The sequence below is a fragment of the Pseudomonas sp. MIL9 genome (genome assembly GCF_016887925.1).
GTDB lineage: Bacteria > Pseudomonadota > Gammaproteobacteria > Pseudomonadales > Pseudomonadaceae > Aquipseudomonas > Aquipseudomonas mohnii.
Genome location: NZ_JAFEHE010000004.1, coordinates 210001 through 228330, shown reverse-complemented (window position 1 = coordinate 228330; position 18330 = coordinate 210001). Strand labels below are relative to the sequence as shown.

18 protein-coding genes (1 of these 18 only partly in view) are annotated in these 18330 nt (G+C 56.6%); 4 read left to right on the top strand and 14 right to left on the bottom strand.

The window, feature by feature from the left end; genetic code table 11:
• Positions 1-20 precede the first annotated feature (20 nt).
• From JQF37_RS05535 to rpmH, 14 genes are all read right to left on the bottom strand, one after another.
• Positions 21-557, bottom strand: coding sequence for a F0F1 ATP synthase subunit delta (locus JQF37_RS05535; RefSeq protein ID WP_090326933.1), 537 nt, complete (start codon positions 555-557; stop codon positions 21-23).
• Between the two features lie 12 nt (positions 558-569).
• A complete protein-coding gene (locus JQF37_RS05530) occupies positions 570-1040 on the bottom strand; it encodes a F0F1 ATP synthase subunit B (RefSeq protein ID WP_090326939.1) in 471 nt (156 codons plus the stop codon).
• A gap of 58 nt (positions 1041-1098) precedes the next feature.
• The gene (atpE, locus tag JQF37_RS05525) at positions 1099-1356 is read right to left on the bottom strand and encodes a F0F1 ATP synthase subunit C (protein WP_003097235.1); all 258 of its coding nucleotides are present in this window, start codon (positions 1354-1356) and stop codon (positions 1099-1101) included.
• 133 nt (positions 1357-1489) lie between these two features.
• A complete protein-coding gene (gene atpB, locus JQF37_RS05520) occupies positions 1490-2359 on the bottom strand; it encodes a F0F1 ATP synthase subunit A (protein ID WP_007969902.1) in 870 nt (289 codons plus the stop codon).
• 16 nt (positions 2360-2375) lie between these two features.
• Positions 2376-2783: a F0F1 ATP synthase subunit I gene (locus JQF37_RS05515; protein WP_047535609.1), complete on the bottom strand. Its 408-nt coding sequence runs from the start codon at positions 2781-2783 to the stop codon at positions 2376-2378.
• A gap of 148 nt (positions 2784-2931) precedes the next feature.
• Positions 2932-3804 carry a ParB/RepB/Spo0J family partition protein gene (locus tag JQF37_RS05510; RefSeq protein WP_047535612.1) on the bottom strand — a complete coding sequence of 291 codons (873 nt, stop codon included), beginning with the start codon at positions 3802-3804 and terminating at the stop codon, positions 2932-2934.
• Between the two features lie 9 nt (positions 3805-3813).
• Positions 3814-4611, bottom strand: a complete 798-nt coding sequence (locus tag JQF37_RS05505; protein ID WP_130210945.1) for a ParA family protein — start codon at positions 4609-4611, stop codon at positions 3814-3816.
• 18 nt (positions 4612-4629) lie between these two features.
• Positions 4630-5274, bottom strand: coding sequence for a 16S rRNA (guanine(527)-N(7))-methyltransferase RsmG (gene rsmG / locus JQF37_RS05500; protein ID WP_090466262.1), 645 nt, complete (start codon positions 5272-5274; stop codon positions 4630-4632).
• The gene (mnmG, locus tag JQF37_RS05495) at positions 5271-7163 is read right to left on the bottom strand and encodes a tRNA uridine-5-carboxymethylaminomethyl(34) synthesis enzyme MnmG (RefSeq protein ID WP_130210946.1); all 1893 of its coding nucleotides are present in this window, start codon (positions 7161-7163) and stop codon (positions 5271-5273) included. Before mnmG ends, rsmG begins: the two co-directional genes overlap by 4 nt.
• Before the next feature lie 551 nt (positions 7164-7714).
• Positions 7715-9085, bottom strand: coding sequence for a tRNA uridine-5-carboxymethylaminomethyl(34) synthesis GTPase MnmE (mnmE, locus tag JQF37_RS05490; protein WP_130210947.1), 1371 nt, complete (start codon positions 9083-9085; stop codon positions 7715-7717).
• 79 nt (positions 9086-9164) lie between these two features.
• The gene (gene yidC / locus JQF37_RS05485) at positions 9165-10844 is read right to left on the bottom strand and encodes a membrane protein insertase YidC (RefSeq protein WP_130210948.1); all 1680 of its coding nucleotides are present in this window, start codon (positions 10842-10844) and stop codon (positions 9165-9167) included.
• 2 nt (positions 10845-10846) lie between these two features.
• Positions 10847-11092, bottom strand: a complete 246-nt coding sequence (gene yidD, locus JQF37_RS05480; protein WP_003213574.1) for a membrane protein insertion efficiency factor YidD — start codon at positions 11090-11092, stop codon at positions 10847-10849.
• On the bottom strand, positions 11085-11486 hold the full coding sequence (rnpA, locus tag JQF37_RS05475; RefSeq protein WP_204149576.1) for a ribonuclease P protein component: 402 nt from the start codon (positions 11484-11486) through the stop codon (positions 11085-11087). Before rnpA ends, yidD begins: the two co-directional genes overlap by 8 nt.
• Before the next feature lie 16 nt (positions 11487-11502).
• Positions 11503-11637: a 50S ribosomal protein L34 gene (gene rpmH, locus JQF37_RS05470; RefSeq protein ID WP_003213577.1), complete on the bottom strand. Its 135-nt coding sequence runs from the start codon at positions 11635-11637 to the stop codon at positions 11503-11505.
• A gap of 567 nt (positions 11638-12204) precedes the next feature.
• Between rpmH and dnaA the strand changes: the two genes are divergently transcribed.
• The 4 genes in view from dnaA to gyrB are tightly spaced (at most 39 nt apart) and all read left to right on the top strand, a layout consistent with a single transcriptional unit that may run on beyond the window.
• Positions 12205-13722, top strand: a complete 1518-nt coding sequence (dnaA, locus tag JQF37_RS05465) for a chromosomal replication initiator protein DnaA (RefSeq protein ID WP_130210950.1) — start codon at positions 12205-12207, stop codon at positions 13720-13722.
• A 39-nt stretch (positions 13723-13761) separates the two neighbouring features.
• Positions 13762-14865, top strand: a complete 1104-nt coding sequence (dnaN, locus tag JQF37_RS05460) for a DNA polymerase III subunit beta (RefSeq protein ID WP_130210951.1) — start codon at positions 13762-13764, stop codon at positions 14863-14865.
• A gap of 20 nt (positions 14866-14885) precedes the next feature.
• Entirely contained in the window at positions 14886-15989 is a 1104-nt protein-coding gene (recF, locus tag JQF37_RS05455; RefSeq protein ID WP_130210952.1) for a DNA replication/repair protein RecF, read from the top strand.
• 5 nt (positions 15990-15994) lie between these two features.
• Positions 15995-18330: the 5' portion of a DNA topoisomerase (ATP-hydrolyzing) subunit B gene (gene gyrB, locus JQF37_RS05450; protein WP_130210953.1), read on the top strand. 82 nt of this gene lie beyond the right edge of the window; only the first 2336 of its 2418 coding nucleotides appear in the window; it begins with the start codon at positions 15995-15997; its stop codon lies beyond the right edge, outside the window.

Genomic DNA, 18330 nt, shown 5'->3' with positions numbered 1-18330 from the left:
GCTCTGCTGCCCCTTCAAACTCAAGATTTCAATGCTTCGGCAAGTTTCGCGATTTTGCCGCGAATCGAGCCATCGATAACCAGGTCGCCGGCGCGGATGACAACACCCCCAATAAGGGAACTGTCTTCCTCGACTTGCAGGCGCACTTCCCGGTTGAGTCGTGCACTGAGAACCTTGGCGAGTTTGTCTTGCTGTTCTTGGTTCAATGCAAATGCACTGGTCACTTCCACATCTACCGACTTCTCCTGCTCGGCCTTGTACAGGTCGAACAGGGCGGCAATCTCCGGCAACAGCGGGAGACGGTCGTTTTCGGCAACGACGTGGATGAAATTCTGTGCCTTGGCATCGAACTTGTCGCCGCACACGTCAATGAACGTGGCGGCCTTTTCTGCGCTCGTCAGTCGCGGGGCCTTGAGCACGCGCAGCATGGTGTCGTCTTGCGACACCGCTGCTGCCAGGCCGAGCATGGCTGACCAATTGGCCAGTTGCTGGTGGGCCTGAGCGTGCTCGAAGGCCGCCTTAGCGTAAGGTCGGGCCAACGTGGTCAGTTCTGCCATGATCGCCCTCGCTTAGATTTCAGCAGCCAGTTGGTTAACCAGCTCTGCGTGCGCGTTTTGATCGATTGTGGCACCCAGGATCTTCGCGGCACCGCCAACGGCCAGGCTACCCACTTGGGCGCGCAGCGCGTCTTTGACGCTATTCAGTTCCTGTTCGATCTCGGCCTGAGCCTGAGCCTTCACACGGTCAGCTTCGACGCGAGCCTGTTCACGGGCTTCGTCGACGATCTGAGAACCGCGCTTCTTGGCTTGCTCGATGATTTCAGCTGCCTGAGCTTTCGCTTCGCGCAGTTGTTGACCCGCTTTCTCTTGGGCCAACTCCAGGTCGCGAGCTGCTCGGCTGGCAGCGTCCAGTCCATCCGCGATCTTCTTTTGACGTTCGTGCAGAGCCGTGATGACCGGAGGCCATACGAACTTCATGCAGAACAGTACAAAAATCAGGAACGCAACGGACTGGCCAATCAGGGTCGCATTAATGTTCACGCCAACACCTCGCAGTTACGTTGTCCATCACACCAAATTACTCGGAAGATCCGAGTAATTAGCCAGCGATCTGACCAACGAACGGGTTCGCAAAGGTGAAGAACAGAGCGATACCAACACCGATCATGGTTACGGCGTCGAGCAGACCGGCAACGATGAACATTTTAACTTGCAGCATTGGAACCATTTCTGGCTGACGCGCTGCGCCTTCCAGGAACTTGCCGCCCAGCAGGCCGAAACCAATTGCGGTACCCAGTGCGCCCAGGCCGATCAACAGTGCAACAGCGATAGCGGTTAGACCAACTACAGTTTCCATCTTTCCTCCCGACTTTTACGTCGTATGGTTTAGGTTTTTTAGATTAAAGCGGTAAAACAAATCGTTTCAGATGCCCCGTGAGGAGCACCCTCCCGTTTGACCGGGAGGGACATCAGACTAGTCGAGACTGGTCTTAATGGTTTTCTTCGTGCGCCATCGACAGGTAAACGATGGTCAACATCATGAAGATGAACGCCTGCAGGGTGATGATCAGGATGTGGAACACAGCCCACGCCCACTGCAGAACTACGCCCAGGCCACTGAGCCAGAGCAGACCGCTGCCGAACATCACGGCGATCAGAATGAACACCAGCTCGCCGGCGTACATGTTGCCGAACAGACGCAGAGCCAGGGAGATCGGTTTTGCGATCAGGGTCACGAACTCCAGCAGGAAGTTCACCGGGATCAGCAGGGCTTGAACGAAGATGTTCTTGCTGCCGAACGGGTGCAGGGTCAGCTCGCCGATGAAGCCGCCGAGGCCCTTGACCTTGATGCTATAGAAAATGATCAGTGCGAAAACCGAGAACGCCATACCCAGAGTTGCGTTCGGGTCGGTGGTCGACACGGCGCGGAACGGGATGTGGTGGTCGCCGGAGATCAGGATGGCCAACTGAGGAATCCAGTCGACCGGTACCAGGTCGACGGCGTTCATCAGAAACACCCAGACGAAGATGGTCAGTGCCAGCGGCGCAATCACCGGGCTACGGCCATGGAAGCTGTCTTTCACGCTGCCATCAACGAATTCGACCAATACTTCAACGAAGTTTTGCAAAGCCCCTGGCTGACCGGAAGTCGCCTTCTTGGCCGCCATGCGGAAAAGAAGAACGAAAATCAGACCCAGTGCGACCGACCAGCCGAGAGTATCGACGTGGAAAGCCCAGAAGCCCATTTCCTTGGCTTCTGCTGCGGTGTGGGCAAAGCCCCAGCCGCCGGTAGGGTGCTGACCGAAAGTCAGGTTCTGCAAGTGGTGCTGGATATAGCCCGAAGCGGTTGTTTCTGCCATGGTTGCCTCAAACGCCCTAAGGTCTCGAAAGTCTTGTTCTCATCAGCAGGGGCGCGAACCAGCTGACCAGTTGGGTCAACACGAAGACGCCGAATACAGCTAGCGGCGCCAATGGCTTCACACCTGCAAACGTCAATGCAAAGAGCACTGCCGTCAAAATCAGTTTGCCCGCCTCACCGGCATAAAAAGACCGGACGATGGCTTGAGCTGCTCGGGCGCCGGAAAACCGAAATGCCCTGTGAGCGAAATAAACATTGGGCAGCAAGGCTATCAGGCCTCCGCAAAGTCCCGAGTACCCGGCAACGACTCCATACCATTGCCAGAGCGCCAAAGCGGCAATGAGCAAAATGACAAATTGAGCCATTAACACCGGAAAAACTGCCAGACGATGGAACGGCAAGCGGTTTGGCGTGCGGGTTTCCATCACTATTGCTCTCCAATGGTCGGCTGCCAGAATGCAACAACTTGGCATAATTTGTGCCGACAAAATGCGCGCAGAGTATAGGGGCGGTTCAGCCCCTATTCAACTATCAGGTAGTGATTTCCGACTGCGCGCTACATGAGGAAATGTTTCAGCGAATATGAGCGAGTACACCTTGTAGCTCATCCAGGGAGTTGTAGCCAATTACCAACTGCCCTTTCCCCTTCTTACCGTGGCGAATCTGCACCGCAGAGCCTAGGCGCTCGGCCAGGCGCTGCTCCAGACGAGCGATATCCGGGTCCGGTTTTACCGGTTCAACAGGCTCCGGTTTACCACTCAACCACTGGCGAACCAGTGCCTCAGTTTGGCGCACTGTCAGCCCGCGTGCGACAACATGTCGCGCCCCTTCAACCTGTTGATTGTCCGGCAAACCGAGCAAAGCGCGTGCATGACCCATTTCCAGATCACCGTGAGACAACATCGTCTTGATGACTTCCGGCAAAGAAATCAGGCGCAACAAATTGGCCACGGTCACTCGGGACTTGCCCACCGCTTCGGCCACCTGTTGCTGGGTCAACTGGAATTCCTGCTGCAAACGCTGCAGGGCTACCGCTTCCTCGATCGGATTGAGGTCTTCGCGCTGGATGTTCTCGATTAGCGCAATGGCGATCGCGGTTTCGTCCGGTACATCGCGGACCATTGCCGGGATCGTTTCCTGACCGGCCTGCTGACTGGCGCGCCAACGGCGTTCACCGGCGATGATTTCGAAACGGCCACCCCCGATCGGGCGCACCACGATCGGTTGCATGACGCCCTGGGCCTTGATCGACTGCGCCAGCTCTTCGAGCGCCTGAGCATCCATGTCGCGGCGAGGCTGATACTTGCCACGCTGGAGCAGATCCAGCGGCAGATGTTGCAGCTCGCGTTGATCGGCTTGTATCGCTTGTTCTTCCAGCGCGCTGACAGTCGGACCACTCAGCAGTGCATCCAGTCCACGTCCGAGACCTCGTTTCTTGACGGCCATGGGGATTCCTTAAGTTGGCTGGGCAGCGGCGATGCGTGAGTTTTTGCGTTGACGACGAACCATTTCGCCCGCCAGAGCCAGGTAGGCAACGGCGCCACGCGATGATTTGTCATACGCCAGCGCCGGCATGCCGTAGCTTGGGGCTTCGGCCAGACGGATATTGCGTGGAATGACGGTGTCGTAAAGCTGATCACCGAAGTGTTCCTTGAGCTGCGCCGACACATCGTTCATCAGGCTCAGGCGCGGGTCATACATCGTGCGCAGCAGTCCTTCGACCTTGAGATCGGGGTTCAGCAACTCGGCGATACGCTTGATGTTATCCACAAGGTCGCTCAACCCTTCCAGCGCGAAGTACTCGCACTGCATGGGGATAATGACCCCATCGGCCGCGACAAGTGCGTTCAGCGTCAGCATCGACAGCGACGGCGGGCAGTCGATCAAGATGTAATCGTAGTTTTCGCGGATCGGCGCCAACGCACTGCGCAGGCGGCTTTCCTTCATCTGCATTTCCAGCAGAACCACTTCGGCGGCGGTCAGGTCGCGGTTGGCCGGCAACAACTGGTAACCACCGTGTTCGGAGAAATGCATGGCCTGGGCCAGGTCGCATTCGCCGATCAACAGGTCGTAGACCGAGTTTTCCAGACCGTGTTTATCCACACCGCTTCCCATGGTGGCGTTGCCCTGTGGATCGAGATCGATCAGCAATACCCGGCGCTTGGTCGCGACCAGGGATGCTGCGAGGTTGATGCAGGTGGTGGTCTTGCCCACACCACCCTTTTGGTTCGCTATCGCGAATACCTTAGCCATTCTTGCTTGTGTTCCCAATCATGCCGTGCGGCGCAGTATCAGCAGATGGCGTTGGCCTTGGCAACCGGGTACGGCCAGGGCGTGTTCGCTATCGAGGTGGAAGTCTGCCGGCAATGCTACCAGCTCATCGGCGGGATGAACGCCCTTCATTGCCAGCCAACGTGTTTCGGTGTCGCCGAGGTGGCGAGTCCAGTTGGTGAAGTTCTCCATGCTGCTGAACGCCCGGGAAATGATCCCGTTGAATGGCTGAGCAGGCTGGAAGGCTTCGACGCGACTGTGGATAACTTGCAGGTTATCCAGTTTGAGTTCGAGTTTGACCTGGGTCAGGAAGCGGGTTTTCTTGCCGTTGCTGTCCAGGCAAGTCACTTGGGACTCTGGAAACAGGATCGCCAATGGAATGCCCGGCATGCCGCCGCCGCTGCCCACGTCGAGCCAGCGACCGTTTTCGATGAACGACATCACGCTCAGGCTATCGAGCAAGTGACGGGACACCATTTCGTCCGGATCGCGCACGGCGGTCAGGTTGTAAGCCTTGTTCCATTTGATCAACAGGGCCAGATATCCCAGCAGCTGCGCGTGCTGGGTTTCAGTCAGAGCGACACCGAGCTGGCGAGCACCTGTGGATAACTCTTCTGCATGTTGCGAGGTGACCAACGAACTCAAGCGCTTTGCTCCAACTGACGGCCCGCGCCGCGTTTTTTCAAATGAATCATCAACAGCGAAATGGCTGCCGGCGTGACGCCCGGAATACGCGAGGCCTGACCCAGGGTTTCTGGGCGGGTCGCGCCGAGCTTGCTCTGGATCTCTTTGGAGAGACCGGAAATGTTCGTGTAATCGATATCCACAGGCAGTTTGGTGTCTTCACTGGCCCGTAGACGAGCAATTTCATCCTGTTGGCGATCAATGTAACCGGCGTACTTGGTCTTGATTTCGACCTGTTCGGCGACCTGTGGATCTTCTGCACCCCCACCGGTCACGGCGATCAGACCAGCGTAGTCGATTTCCGGACGGCTCAAGAGGTTCAGCAAGTTGTATTCGTGGGTCAGCGGCGTACCGAATTTTTCCGAAATAGCATCACCTTGCTCGGTGCCCGGGCGTACCCAGGTGCTTTTCAGGCGCTGCTCTTCCAGTTCGATGCTTTCGCGTTTTTTGCAGAAGGCCGCCCAGCGCACGTCATCCACCAGACCCAGTTCGCGACCTTTTTCGGTCAAGCGCAGATCGGCGTTGTCTTCGCGCAGGATCAAACGGTATTCGGCACGAGAAGTGAACATCCGATACGGTTCTTGAGTACCGAGGGTAATCAGGTCATCGACCAGCACACCGATGTAGGCCTCATCGCGACGCGGGCACCAGGCATCTTTTCCTTGCGCACGCAGTGCAGCGTTGGTTCCGGCCAGCAAGCCCTGGGCGCCGGCCTCTTCGTAACCGGTGGTGCCATTGATCTGACCGGCGAAAAACAGACCGCCGATCACCTTGGTTTCCAGGCTGTATTTCAGGTCGCGCGGGTCGAAATAGTCGTACTCGATGGCGTAGCCAGGACGCACGATGTGTGCGTTTTCCATGCCACGAATCGACTGCACGATCTGCAGCTGGACGTCGAACGGCAAGGATGTGGATATCCCGTTCGGGTACAGCTCGTTTGTGGTCAACCCCTCCGGTTCGATGAAGACCTGATGGCTTTCCTTGTCGGCAAAGCGATGGATCTTGTCTTCGATCGACGGGCAATAACGCGGGCCGATACCTTCGATCACACCGGAATACATCGGCGAACGATCGAGGTTCGCGGCAATGATTTCGTGGGTGCGGGCGTTGGTGTGGGTAATCCAGCAACTGATCTGCCGCGGATGCTGTTCTTTGGTCCCCATGAATGACATCACCGGGATCGGCGTATCGCCGGCTTGCTCGGTCATCACCGAGAAATCCACAGACCGGGCATCGATGCGCGGTGGTGTACCGGTTTTCAGGCGACCAACGCGCAGTGGCAGTTCACGCAGGCGATGAGCCAGCGCAATCGATGGCGGATCACCAGCGCGACCACCGGAGAAATTCTGCATGCCGATGTGGATAAGTCCACCGAGGAACGTGCCTGTGGTCAAAACCACCGAGTCCGCCAGGAAACGCAGGCCCATTTGGGTAACCACACCGCGCACTTGCTCCTGCTCGACGATCAGATCGTCCGCAGCCTGTTGAAATATCCACAGGTTCGGCTGGTTTTCCAGGATTTCGCGGACAGCGGCCTTATACAGAATCCGGTCTGCCTGAGCACGAGTCGCTCGTACGGCCGGGCCTTTGCGACTGTTCAATACGCGAAACTGGATACCGCCTTTGTCGGTAGCCATGGCCATCGCACCGCCCAGGGCGTCGATTTCCTTGACCAGATGACTTTTGCCAATACCGCCAATGGCGGGGTTGCAGCTCATGGCACCGAGGGTTTCCACGTTATGCGTCAGCAACAGGGTTTTGACCCCCATACGTGCTGAGGCCAGTGCTGCCTCGGTACCGGCATGACCGCCGCCGATGACGATCACTTCAAAACGGGAAGGGAAATCCACCACGCACCTCGTGCCTGCTTAAGTAGGTAATTCAGGAATAGTTTGAGCTCAGGTTTTCGGACCTGGTCGACAAGTATAGGGACTTCGCCCTTCCTAAAGAACCCTTTGCACAAAATTTAACCAGCTGTGGAGAAGTCGGAGTTATAGAAATTAAAAAGAGAGAAATTTATTAAATCTTTGTTTTTATGTTTATTTCTACTGACCGACATTTCTGTGGATAGATTGATACAGGCCTTTATTTCCAATGTGTACAGAGATTCAAAACCCTGTGGTCATGTGCCAAGGAGGCCCTTGGATAACCGGTGTAAGCCTGTGGATTAAAGTGGTGGTTATCCACAGAGGCGGTTATCTCCAGTTTTGAGGCCCTGTTATCAACTGCCCTTAGCGGCGGTTATTCACAGGGCTTAATCCACAGAAAACGGCGGATTGAAGGAATCCAGGGCACAGAAAATCCGCCTGAGCAGAAAGAATTCCGCTCGGCATAGCAGGATGGTGTGAAAAAGGGAGAGAACAGACAGGCACGAATGGCCTGTCTGTGGACAACGAGGTGGCTATTTACCGATGCAGAAGCTGGAGAAGATCCGGCCCAACAAGTCATCGGAGCTGAAGGCGCCAGTGATTTCGCCCAGAAATTGCTGAGCCAGGCGCAAATCTTCGGCAAGCAATTCCCCAGCGCCCGCCAATGTCAGTTGAGCGCGACCGTGCTCGAGGGAAGCACTGGCATGTCGTAAAGCCTCTAGATGTCGCCGGCGTGCACTGAAGCTGCTTTCCGAAGTCTGTTCGTAACCCATGCAGGCCTTGAGGTGATCGCGCAGCAGCTCCAGGCCTGCGCCAGCGGACTTGGCGCTCAAACTGATGGTGACATGGCCATCGTCACTGACATCCAGGGCGATCGCTTCACCCGTGAGATCAGCCTTGTTGCGGATCAGCGTGACCTTGGCCGGATCGGGGCGGGTCTCGAGGAATTCCGGCCACAATGCAAAGGGATCAATCGCTTCCGGGGCCGTTGCATCGACGACCAGCAGCACGCGATCAGCCTCGCCAATGGCTTTCAATGCCCGCTCTACACCAATCTTTTCCACATGATCATCGGTGTCACGCAGTCCCGCGGTGTCGACGACATGCAGGGGCATGCCATCGATGTGGATATGTTCACGCAGGACGTCACGAGTGGTGCCGGCAATTTCGGTGACGATTGCCGCTTCACGACCCGCCAGGGCATTGAGCAGGCTGGATTTACCGGCATTCGGTCGACCGGCAATCACAACCGTCATGCCGTCACGCAACAATGCGCCCTGCCCGGCTTCGCGCATCACGGTGGATAACTCGTCACGAACTTTGTCGAGCATGCTTAGCACGTGGCCATCGGCCAGGAAGTCGATTTCCTCTTCAGGGAAGTCGATCGCGGCTTCGACATAAATCCGCAAGCCGATCAGTTGTTCGGTGAGGTTATGCACACGTGCCGAAAACGCACCCTGCAGGGAACGCAGAGCATTTCGGGCCGCCTGAGCCGAACTGGCTTCGATCAAGTCAGCAATGGCTTCGGCCTGGGCCAGGTCGAGTTTGTCGTTCAGGAAAGCGCGCTCACTGAATTCACCCGGTCGCGCGAGGCGACAGCCCATCTCCAGGCAGCGCTTGAGCAGCATATCCAGAACAATAGGGCCGCCGTGACCCTGCAGTTCCAGGACATCTTCACCAGTAAACGAGTTAGGGCCCGGGAAATACAGCGCGATGCCTTGATCCAGCACCTCGTCATTGTCGCCGAGGAACGGTCCGTAATGAGCAAATCTTGGCTTGAGCTCACGACCACTGAAGGCCTTGGCCGCAGCGTTGGCCAACGGCCCGGAAATGCGGACGATGCCAACGCCTCCGCGACCCTGAGCGGTGGCGACGGCGGCGATGGTTTCACGAGGAGCGCTCATAAACCGGTATCCAGACAAAAGTGACAGATAGCAAAACGCCCCACTAGGGGGCGTCTTGAGTGGTTATCCACAGTGTAAGTCAGGCAGCCGCTTTGGTAGCTGCTTCGATCTTACGAGTGATGTACCACTGTTGGGCGATGGACAGGCAGTTGTTCACTACCCAGTACAGCACCAGACCAGCCGGGAACCACAGGAAGAAGAAGGTGAAGATGATTGGCATCAGCTTCATTACTTTGGCCTGCATCGGATCCGGAGGAGTCGGGTTCAACTGCTGCTGGATGAACATGGTTGCACCCATGATGATCGGCAGAATGAAGAACGGGTCCTTGATCGACAGGTCAGTAATCCACAGCATGAACGGCGCTTGGCGCATTTCAACGCTTTCCAGCAGAACCCAGTACAGGGAAAGGAAAACCGGCATCTGCACGAGGATTGGCAAGCAACCACCCAGCGGATTGATCTTCTCTTTTTTGTACAGCTCCATCATGGCTTGCGACATTTTCTGCCGGTCGTCGCCATGTTGTTCTTTCAGCGCGGCCAGTTTCGGAGCCACTGCACGCATACGAGCCATGGATTTGTAGCTGGCGGCCGACAACGGGAAGAAAAGCCCTTTGATCAGCATGGTCAGGAAGATGATCGACCAGCCCCAGTTACCCACAATGGCGTGGATATGTTGCAGCAACCAGAAGATCGGTTGAGCGATGAACCACAGGATGCCGTAGTCAACGGTCAGTTCCAGACCTGGGGACAACTGTTTCAGCACGGCCTGGCTTTTCGGACCGGCGTACAGAACAGCGCTGGTTTCAGCCTTGGCACCTGGCGCAACGGTCAAGGACGGACCGGTGAAACCAATGATGTAATTGCCTTTGCTGTCTTTACGGGTCTGGACGACATTGTTTTCGCCCTTGGCCGGAATCCAGGCAGTCACGAAGTAATGTTGCAGCCAGGCTACCCAACCGCCGGTCACATTTTCTTTGAGTTGCCCTTTGTCCATGTCCTTCATGGACACTTTCTTGTACGGCTCGGAACTTGTCCACAGGGCGGCGCCCAGGTAAGTCGCAGTGCCGGTGGCGGTGCTGGACGACGGATCGGAGCTGGCATCACGCTTCAATTGCGCGAACATTGCCCCAGACCAAGGCTGAGTGCTCTCGTTGTCGATCAGGTAGGAAACGGTTACGTCATACAGGCCGCGTTTCAGAGTGAAACGCTTGATGTAGTTGACGCCGTCCTTGCTGAACTTCAGGTCCACGACCAATTGGTCCTGACCGTCAGCCAGTTGATAGATCTTCTTCTCCGAGGAGTAAACCGGACGACCGGCAGGACTTGCGTCCGGGCCGTTGCTGCCGATCAAGCCACTCTGAGCCAGATAAGTCCGCTCGTTGCCGTTATCGAACAACTGGAATGGAATTTCCGGATGGTCCTGGCGACGTGGATATAGCGGCAATTTCAGTTGGGCGACATCACCACCTTGTGGATCGATGGCCAGATCGAGCACATCCGTTTTGATCTGGATGAGGTCGGTGCTCGCCGCTACCGGAGTTTCGGCAGGTGCGCTGGTATCGTTTGCGGCGTGCGGAATGTCGTCACTGACGGACGCTTTATTGCCAGTTGCCGTATCCGGGAGGCCCGGTGCGGAAGTACTGGAAGCAACATTCTGAGTCGGCAGGGCAGCCTGGCCATAGTCCTGGTTCCATTTAAGAACCATAACGTAGGACACGATTGCCAGGGCGACGATCAGGATCGTGCGTTTGATATCCATGATTACTCGGCCATCGAAGAAGAACGGGAGGTAGGGATAGGTGGAACCGGGTCATAACCACCGGGATTCCACGGATGACAGCGACCTAAACGACGAAAGGTCAGCCAGCCACCGCGCAGAAGGCCATGATTTTCAATGGCTTCTAACGCGTAGCAGGAACAACTGGGGTAGAAACGACAGTGATTGGCCATCAGGGGACTAATGGCATAGCGATAAAACTGGATCGGAACGAGTGCCAGTTTACGCATCTGGACTGTCTACCCCTACAGTTTCGGTTTTGGCTGCTGGTACCGGCGTGCTGCGTGCCAGTCGTTTCCAGAGCTTGCCGAAATGCTGAATCAATTCGGGGTTTTCTACGTCACCCAAACCTTTGCGCGCGACGATAACAATGTCCCAGCCGACCAGTGAATCCTGGTGCAGGCGAAACGATTCGCGCATCAGACGTTTGAGGCGATTGCGCTCGACGGAGAGCTTTACGCTCTTTTTCCCGATAACCAGCCCGAGACGGGGGTGATCAAGATCGTTGTTGCGCGCAAGGAGCAGGAGATTTTTCCCCGGAACCTTGCCGGTAGGGGAGTCAAAGACTGCCTTGAAATGCCGGGGAGTAAGCAGACGCTTTTCCCGACTGAAGTCCTGACTCACCTCCAGTGCCGGATTATCAAACTGCCAGACGCGCACGACCTTTGGCGCGACGACGCGACAGGACGGCACGACCGTTCTTGGTAGCCATGCGAGCACGGAAACCGTGGGTACGAGCGCGTTTGATAGTGCTTGGTTGGAAAGTACGTTTCATTGTCGTGTTACCTGGTTCGTCCACAACGGGCCGGAATGGCCCCCGTTTTAAGAGACCGGGGATTCTAGAGAAAGCAAGCCTCTAGGTCAATTTCCAACCAACGTTTCCTTATAAATAGATCTCTGGACGTTTTGCGGTGCGACTGCCCTTAGCCAAACATAAAATTAAAGAAGGAAAGTATTTAAAGCTTTTCTGTAAAGCTTATAAAAGCTAGGGCCACGGTCATCTGTGGATAACTGCCTTCAGCCCTTTTAACACTTGATGTACAGAGAATGACAACTACAGTGGAAAACCGTGTTCAGCCTGTGCTGCACTGTCGGATAACCTGTGTGCGAAAGGGCTACTTATCCACAAGCAGGTTATCCACCGAGTTTCCCCCCCAGTTGTGCAATGAGCTCAGACCCGGTTATCCACAGAGCTTATGCACAGACCATTGGTCGTCTTTTTTGCGTATAAAGCGTTGATTCTTCTTGGCCGGTGATCAAGCTTCATGTGGATAAGTCAGCGTCTGGTCGCTACAATGGCCGCTTGTTTTTGCCTCACCGGCTTTCAACTTAGGGGATATCCGTGTCAGTGGAACTTTGGCAGCAGTGCGTGGAGCTTTTGCGCGATGAGCTGCCTGCCCAACAATTCAACACTTGGATCCGTCCACTACAGGTCGAAGCCGAAGGCGACGAGTTGCGTGTCTATGCGCCCAATCGTTTCGTGCTGGACTGGGTCAATGAAAAATACCTGGGCCGCGTCCTGGAGTTGCTGGACGAGCATGGCAATGGCATGGCGCCAGCGCTTTCCTTATTAATAGGCAGCAAACGCAGCTCGGCACCGCGTGCTGCGCCGAATGCTCCGCTGGCGGCTGCGGCATCCCAGGCTCAGGCTGCGGCTGCACCGGTCAGCACACCACCGCCCGCGTCGGCACCGACCAAGCGTGCGACGCAAAAAGTCGCCGAAGTTACTGAAGAAGAGCCATCGCGCGACAGCTTCGATCCGATGGCGGGCGCCAGCTCCCAGCAGGCACCGGTTCGTTCCGAACAACGCACGGTGCAGGTCGAAGGCGCGCTCAAGCACACCAGCTACCTGAACCGTACCTTTACCTTCGAAAACTTCGTTGAGGGCAAGTCCAACCAACTGGCCCGGGCCGCGGCCTGGCAAGTGGCGGACAACCCCAAGCATGGTTACAACCCGCTCTTCCTTTATGGCGGTGTCGGATTGGGTAAAACCCACTTGATGCACGCTGTGGGTAACCATCTATTAAAGAAGAACCCGAACGCCAAGGTTGTGTACCTGCATTCCGAGCGCTTTGTGGCTGACATGGTCAAGGCCCTGCAACTGAACGCGATCAACGAGTTCAAGCGTTTCTACCGTTCGGTGGATGCATTGCTGATTGACGATATTCAGTTCTTCGCCCGCAAGGAGCGTTCCCAGGAAGAGTTTTTCCACACCTTCAACGCTCTGCTTGAAGGCGGTCAGCAGGTCATTCTCACCAGTGACCGCTACCCTAAGGAAATCGAAGGCCTTGAAGAGCGCCTCAAATCCCGCTTCGGCTGGGGCCTGACGGTAGCCGTCGAGCCGCCGGAGCTGGAAACCCGTGTGGCGATCCTGATGAAGAAGGCCGACCAGGCCAAAGTCGAACTGCCCCACGATGCGGCGTTCTTCATTGCCCAGCGCATTCGCTCCAACGTCCGGGAACTGGAAGGCGCGCTCAAACGCGTGATTGCCCACTCTCACTTCATGGGCCGCGACATCACCATCGAGTTGATTCGCGAATCCCTCAAAGACTTGTTGGCGCTGCAAGATAAACTGGTCTCTGTGGATAACATTCAGCGCACGGTCGCCGAGTACTACAAGATCAAGATATCCGACTTGCTGTCCAAACGCCGTTCGCGTTCGGTCGCCCGTCCACGCCAGGTCGCCATGGCGTTGTCCAAGGAACTGACCAACCACAGCCTGCCGGAAATTGGCGATGTGTTTGGCGGTCGCGATCACACGACGGTTTTGCACGCCTGCCGCAAGATCAACGAACTTAAGGAATCCGACGCGGACATCCGCGAGGACTACAAGAACCTGCTGCGTACACTGACCACTTGATGAACACCAGCGCAGCTTATTAAGGCAAGGGACTAGACCATGCATTTCACCATTCAACGCGAAGCCCTGTTGAAACCCCTGCAACTGGTCGCAGGCGTCGTCGAGCGCCGCCAGACCTTGCCGGTGCTCTCCAACGTGCTGCTGGTTGTCGAAGGCCAGCAACTGTCGCTGACCGGTACCGACCTGGAAGTCGAGCTGGTCGGTCGTGTTCAACTCGAAGAGCCTGCCGAACCAGGTTCCATCACCGTGCCTGCGCGCAAACTGATGGATATCTGCAAAAGCCTGCCGAACGATGCGCTGATCGACATCAAGGTCGACGAGCAGAAGCTGGTGATAAAGGCCGGTCGTAGCCGCTTTACCCTGTCGACCCTGCCGGCCAACGATTTCCCGACGGTCGAAGAAGGCCCGGGTTCGCTGACCTGCAGCCTGGAACAAAGCAAACTGCGTCGCCTCATCGAGCGCACCAGTTTCGCCATGGCCCAGCAGGACGTTCGTTATTATCTGAACGGTATGCTGCTGGAGGTTTCTGCCGGTGTCATCCGCGCTGTTGCTACCGACGGTCACCGTCTGGCCATGTGCTCGATGCAGGCCGACATCGGTCAACCGGATCGCCATCAGGTCATCGTTCCGCGCAAAGGTATCCTTGAACTTGCCCGACTGCTGACCGAACCGGATGGCATCGTCAGCATTGTCCTGGGTCAGCACCACATTCGCGCCACCACCGGCGAGTTCACCTTCACCTCGAAACTGGTCGACGGTAAATTTCCGGATTACGAACGCGTTCTACCCAAAGGCGGCGACAAGCTGGTACTCGGTGACCGCCAGGCGCTCCGCGAAGCGTTCAGCCGCACCGCGATTCTGTCCAACGAGAAGTACCGCGGTATCCGCCTGCAACTGGCCAACGGTCAGCTAAAGATCCAGGCGAACAACCCGGAGCTGGAAGAGGCGGAAGAAGAAGTCGGCGTTGAATACAACGGTGGCTCCCTGGAGATCGGCTTCAACGTCAGCTACTTGCTCGACGTACTGGGCGTGATGACAACCGAGCAGGTTCGTCTGATCTTGTCCGACTCCAACAGCAGTGCGCTGGTGCAAGAGTCCGACAATGACGATTCGGCCTACGTTGTCATGCCGATGCGTCTGTAATCATGCTCAGCAGAAGCTAGATGTCTTTAAGTCGCGTCTCGGTCACCGCGGTGCGCAATCTGCACCCGGTGACCTTCTCTCCCTCTCCCCGAATCAACATTCTTTACGGCGCCAACGGCAGCGGCAAAACCAGTGTTCTGGAAGCCATACACCTGCTGGGGCTTGCCCGTTCGTTTCGCAGCACCCGCCTCTTGCCGGTCATTCAGTATGAGCAATTGGCGTGCACGGTGTTCGGGCAGGTCGAGCTGGCCGAGGGGGGGCATAGTGCGTTGGGCATCTCTCGAGACCGCCAAGGGGAGTTTCAGATTCGCATCGACGGGCAGAACGCTCGTAGTGCTGCTCAGTTGGCTGAAATCCTGCCGCTGCAGTTGATCAACCCCGACAGTTTTCGCTTGCTGGAAGGCGCGCCGAAGATTCGTCGACAGTTTCTCGACTGGGGCGTGTTCCACGTGGAGCCCCGTTTCATGTCCACCTGGCAACGCTTGCAGAAGGCCCTGCGCCAGAGAAACTCTTGGCTGCGGCATGGTACACTTGACGCCGTTTCGCAAGCGGTTTGGGACAGGGAACTGTGCCAGGCCAGTGCTGAAATTGATGAATACCGCCGCGCTTACATCAAAGCCTTGAAACCAGTCTTTGAACAGACCTTGAGCGAACTGGTTGAGCTCGAGGGCTTAACGCTCAGCTATTACCGGGGTTGGGACAAAGACCGTGAGTTGAGCGCTGTGCTCGCCGGGTCCCTTCAGCGGGATCAGCAAATAGGGCATACCCAGGCCGGACCACAACGCGCTGATTTGCGCCTCAGATTGGGCGCTCATAATGCCGCGGACATATTGTCCCGCGGCCAGCAGAAGCTGGTGGTCTGTGCATTGCGGATTGCCCAGGGGCACCTGGTCAGCCAGGCCCGTCGCGGTCAGTGTATTTATCTGGTGGATGACTTGCCGTCCGAGCTGGACGAGCAACACCGCCGCGCGCTTTGCCGCTTGCTGGAAGACTTACGCTGCCAGGTGTTTATCACCTGTGTAGATCACGAATTATTGAGGGAAAGCTGGCAGACGGAAACGCCAGTCGCTCTGTTCCACGTGGAACAGGGCCGTATCACCCAGACCCACGACCATCGGGAGTGAAGGCATTGAGCGAAGAAAATACGTACGACTCAACGAGCATTAAGGTGCTGAAAGGCCTGGATGCCGTACGCAAACGTCCCGGTATGTACATTGGTGACACCGACGATGGCAGCGGTCTGCACCACATGGTGTTCGAGGTGGTCGATAACTCGATCGACGAAGCGCTGGCCGGCCACTGCGACGACATCAGTATCATCATCCACCCGGATGAATCCATCACCGTTCGCGACAACGGCCGTGGCATCCCGGTAGACGTGCATAAAGAAGAAGGCGTTTCGGCAGCCGAGGTCATCATGACCGTGCTGCACGCCGGCGGTAAGTTCGACGACAACTCCTACAAGGTATCCGGCGGTCTGCACGGTGTGGGTGTGTCGGTTGTGAACGCATTGTCCGAACAGCTGGTCCTGACGGTACGCCGCAGTGGCAAGATCTGGGAACAGACTTACGTGCATGGTGTTCCGCAGGAACCGATGAAGATTGTCGGTGACAGTGAAACCACCGGTACCCAGATCCACTTCAAGGCTTCCAGCGAGACCTTCAAGAACATCCACTTCAGCTGGGACATCCTGGCCAAGCGGATTCGTGAACTGTCCTTCCTCAACTCCGGTGTCGGCATCGTCCTCAAGGACGAGCGTAGCGGCAAGGAAGAGCTGTTCAAGTACGAAGGTGGTCTGCGTGCGTTCGTTGAATACCTGAACACCAACAAGACTCCGGTCAACCAGGTGTTCCACTTCAACATCCAGCGTGAAGACGGCATAGGTGTGGAAATCGCCCTGCAGTGGAACGACAGCTTCAACGAGAACCTGTTGTGCTTCACCAACAACATTCCACAGCGCGATGGCGGTACTCACCTGGTGGGTTTCCGTTCCGCACTGACGCGTAACCTGAACACCTATATCGAAGCCGAAGGCCTGGCGAAGAAGCATAAGGTTGCCACCACTGGCGACGATGCCCGTGAAGGCCTGACCGCGATCATTTCGGTGAAGGTGCCGGATCCGAAGTTCAGCTCCCAGACCAAAGACAAGCTGGTGTCTTCCGAAGTGAAGACAGCGGTCGAACAGGAAATGGGCAAGTACTTCTCCGACTTCCTGCTGGAAAACCCGAACGAAGCCAAGCTCGTGGTCGGCAAGATGATCGACGCCGCCCGTGCCCGTGAAGCGGCGCGCAAGGCTCGTGAGATGACCCGTCGTAAAGGTGCGCTGGATATCGCCGGCCTGCCGGGCAAACTGGCTGACTGCCAGGAAAAAGACCCTGCCCTGTCTGAACTGTACCTCGTGGAAGGTGACTCCGCTGGCGGCTCCGCCAAGCAGGGTCGTAACCGCAAGACTCAGGCCATTCTGCCCCTCAAGGGCAAGATCCTGAACGTCGAGAAGGCGCGTTTCGACAAGATGATCTCTTCCCAGGAAGTAGGCACCTTGATTACTGCGCTGGGTTGTGGCATCGGTCGCGACGAGTACAACATCGAAAAGCTGCGCTATCACAACATCATCATCATGACCGATGCTGACGTCGACGGTTCGCACATCCGTACCTTGCTGCTGACCTTCTTCTTCCGTCAGTTGCCGGAGCTGATCGAGCGTGGCTACATCTATATCGCTCAGCCGCCGCTGTACAAGGTCAAGAAAGGCAAGCAAGAGCAATACATCAAAGACGACGACGCCATGGAAGAATACATGACGCAGTCGGCCCTGGAGGATGCGAGCCTGCACTTGAACGAGGAAGCACCGGGTATCTCCGGCGAAGCCCTCGAGCGTCTGGTGAATGACTTCCGTCTGGTGATGAAGACCCTCAAGCGTCTTTCGCGCCTGTACCCGCAGGAACTGACCGAGCACTTCATCTACCTGCCGGCCGTCAGCCTGGAACAGCTGTCCGATCACGCAGCGATGCAGGATTGGCTGGCCCAGTACGAGGTGCGTTTGCGCACCGTCGAGAAGTCCGGCCTGGTCTACAAGGCCAGCCTGCGTGAAGACCGTGAACGTAACGTCTGGCTGCCAGAGGTCGAGCTGATCTCCCACGGCTTGTCGAACTACGTCACCTTCAACCGCGACTTTTTCGGCAGCAATGACTACAAAACCGTCGTTTCCCTGGGGGCCCAACTGAGCACCTTGCTGGATGAAGGTGCGTACATCCAGCGTGGCGAGCGCAAGAAGCAGGTCACCGAGTTCAAGGAAGCCCTTGAGTGGCTGATGGCCGAAAGCACCAAGCGCCACACCATCCAGCGATACAAAGGGTTGGGCGAAATGAACCCGGATCAGCTGTGGGAAACCACCATGGACCCAAGTTCGCGCCGTATGCTCAAAGTCACCATCGAAGACGCCATTGGTGCAGATCAGATCTTCAA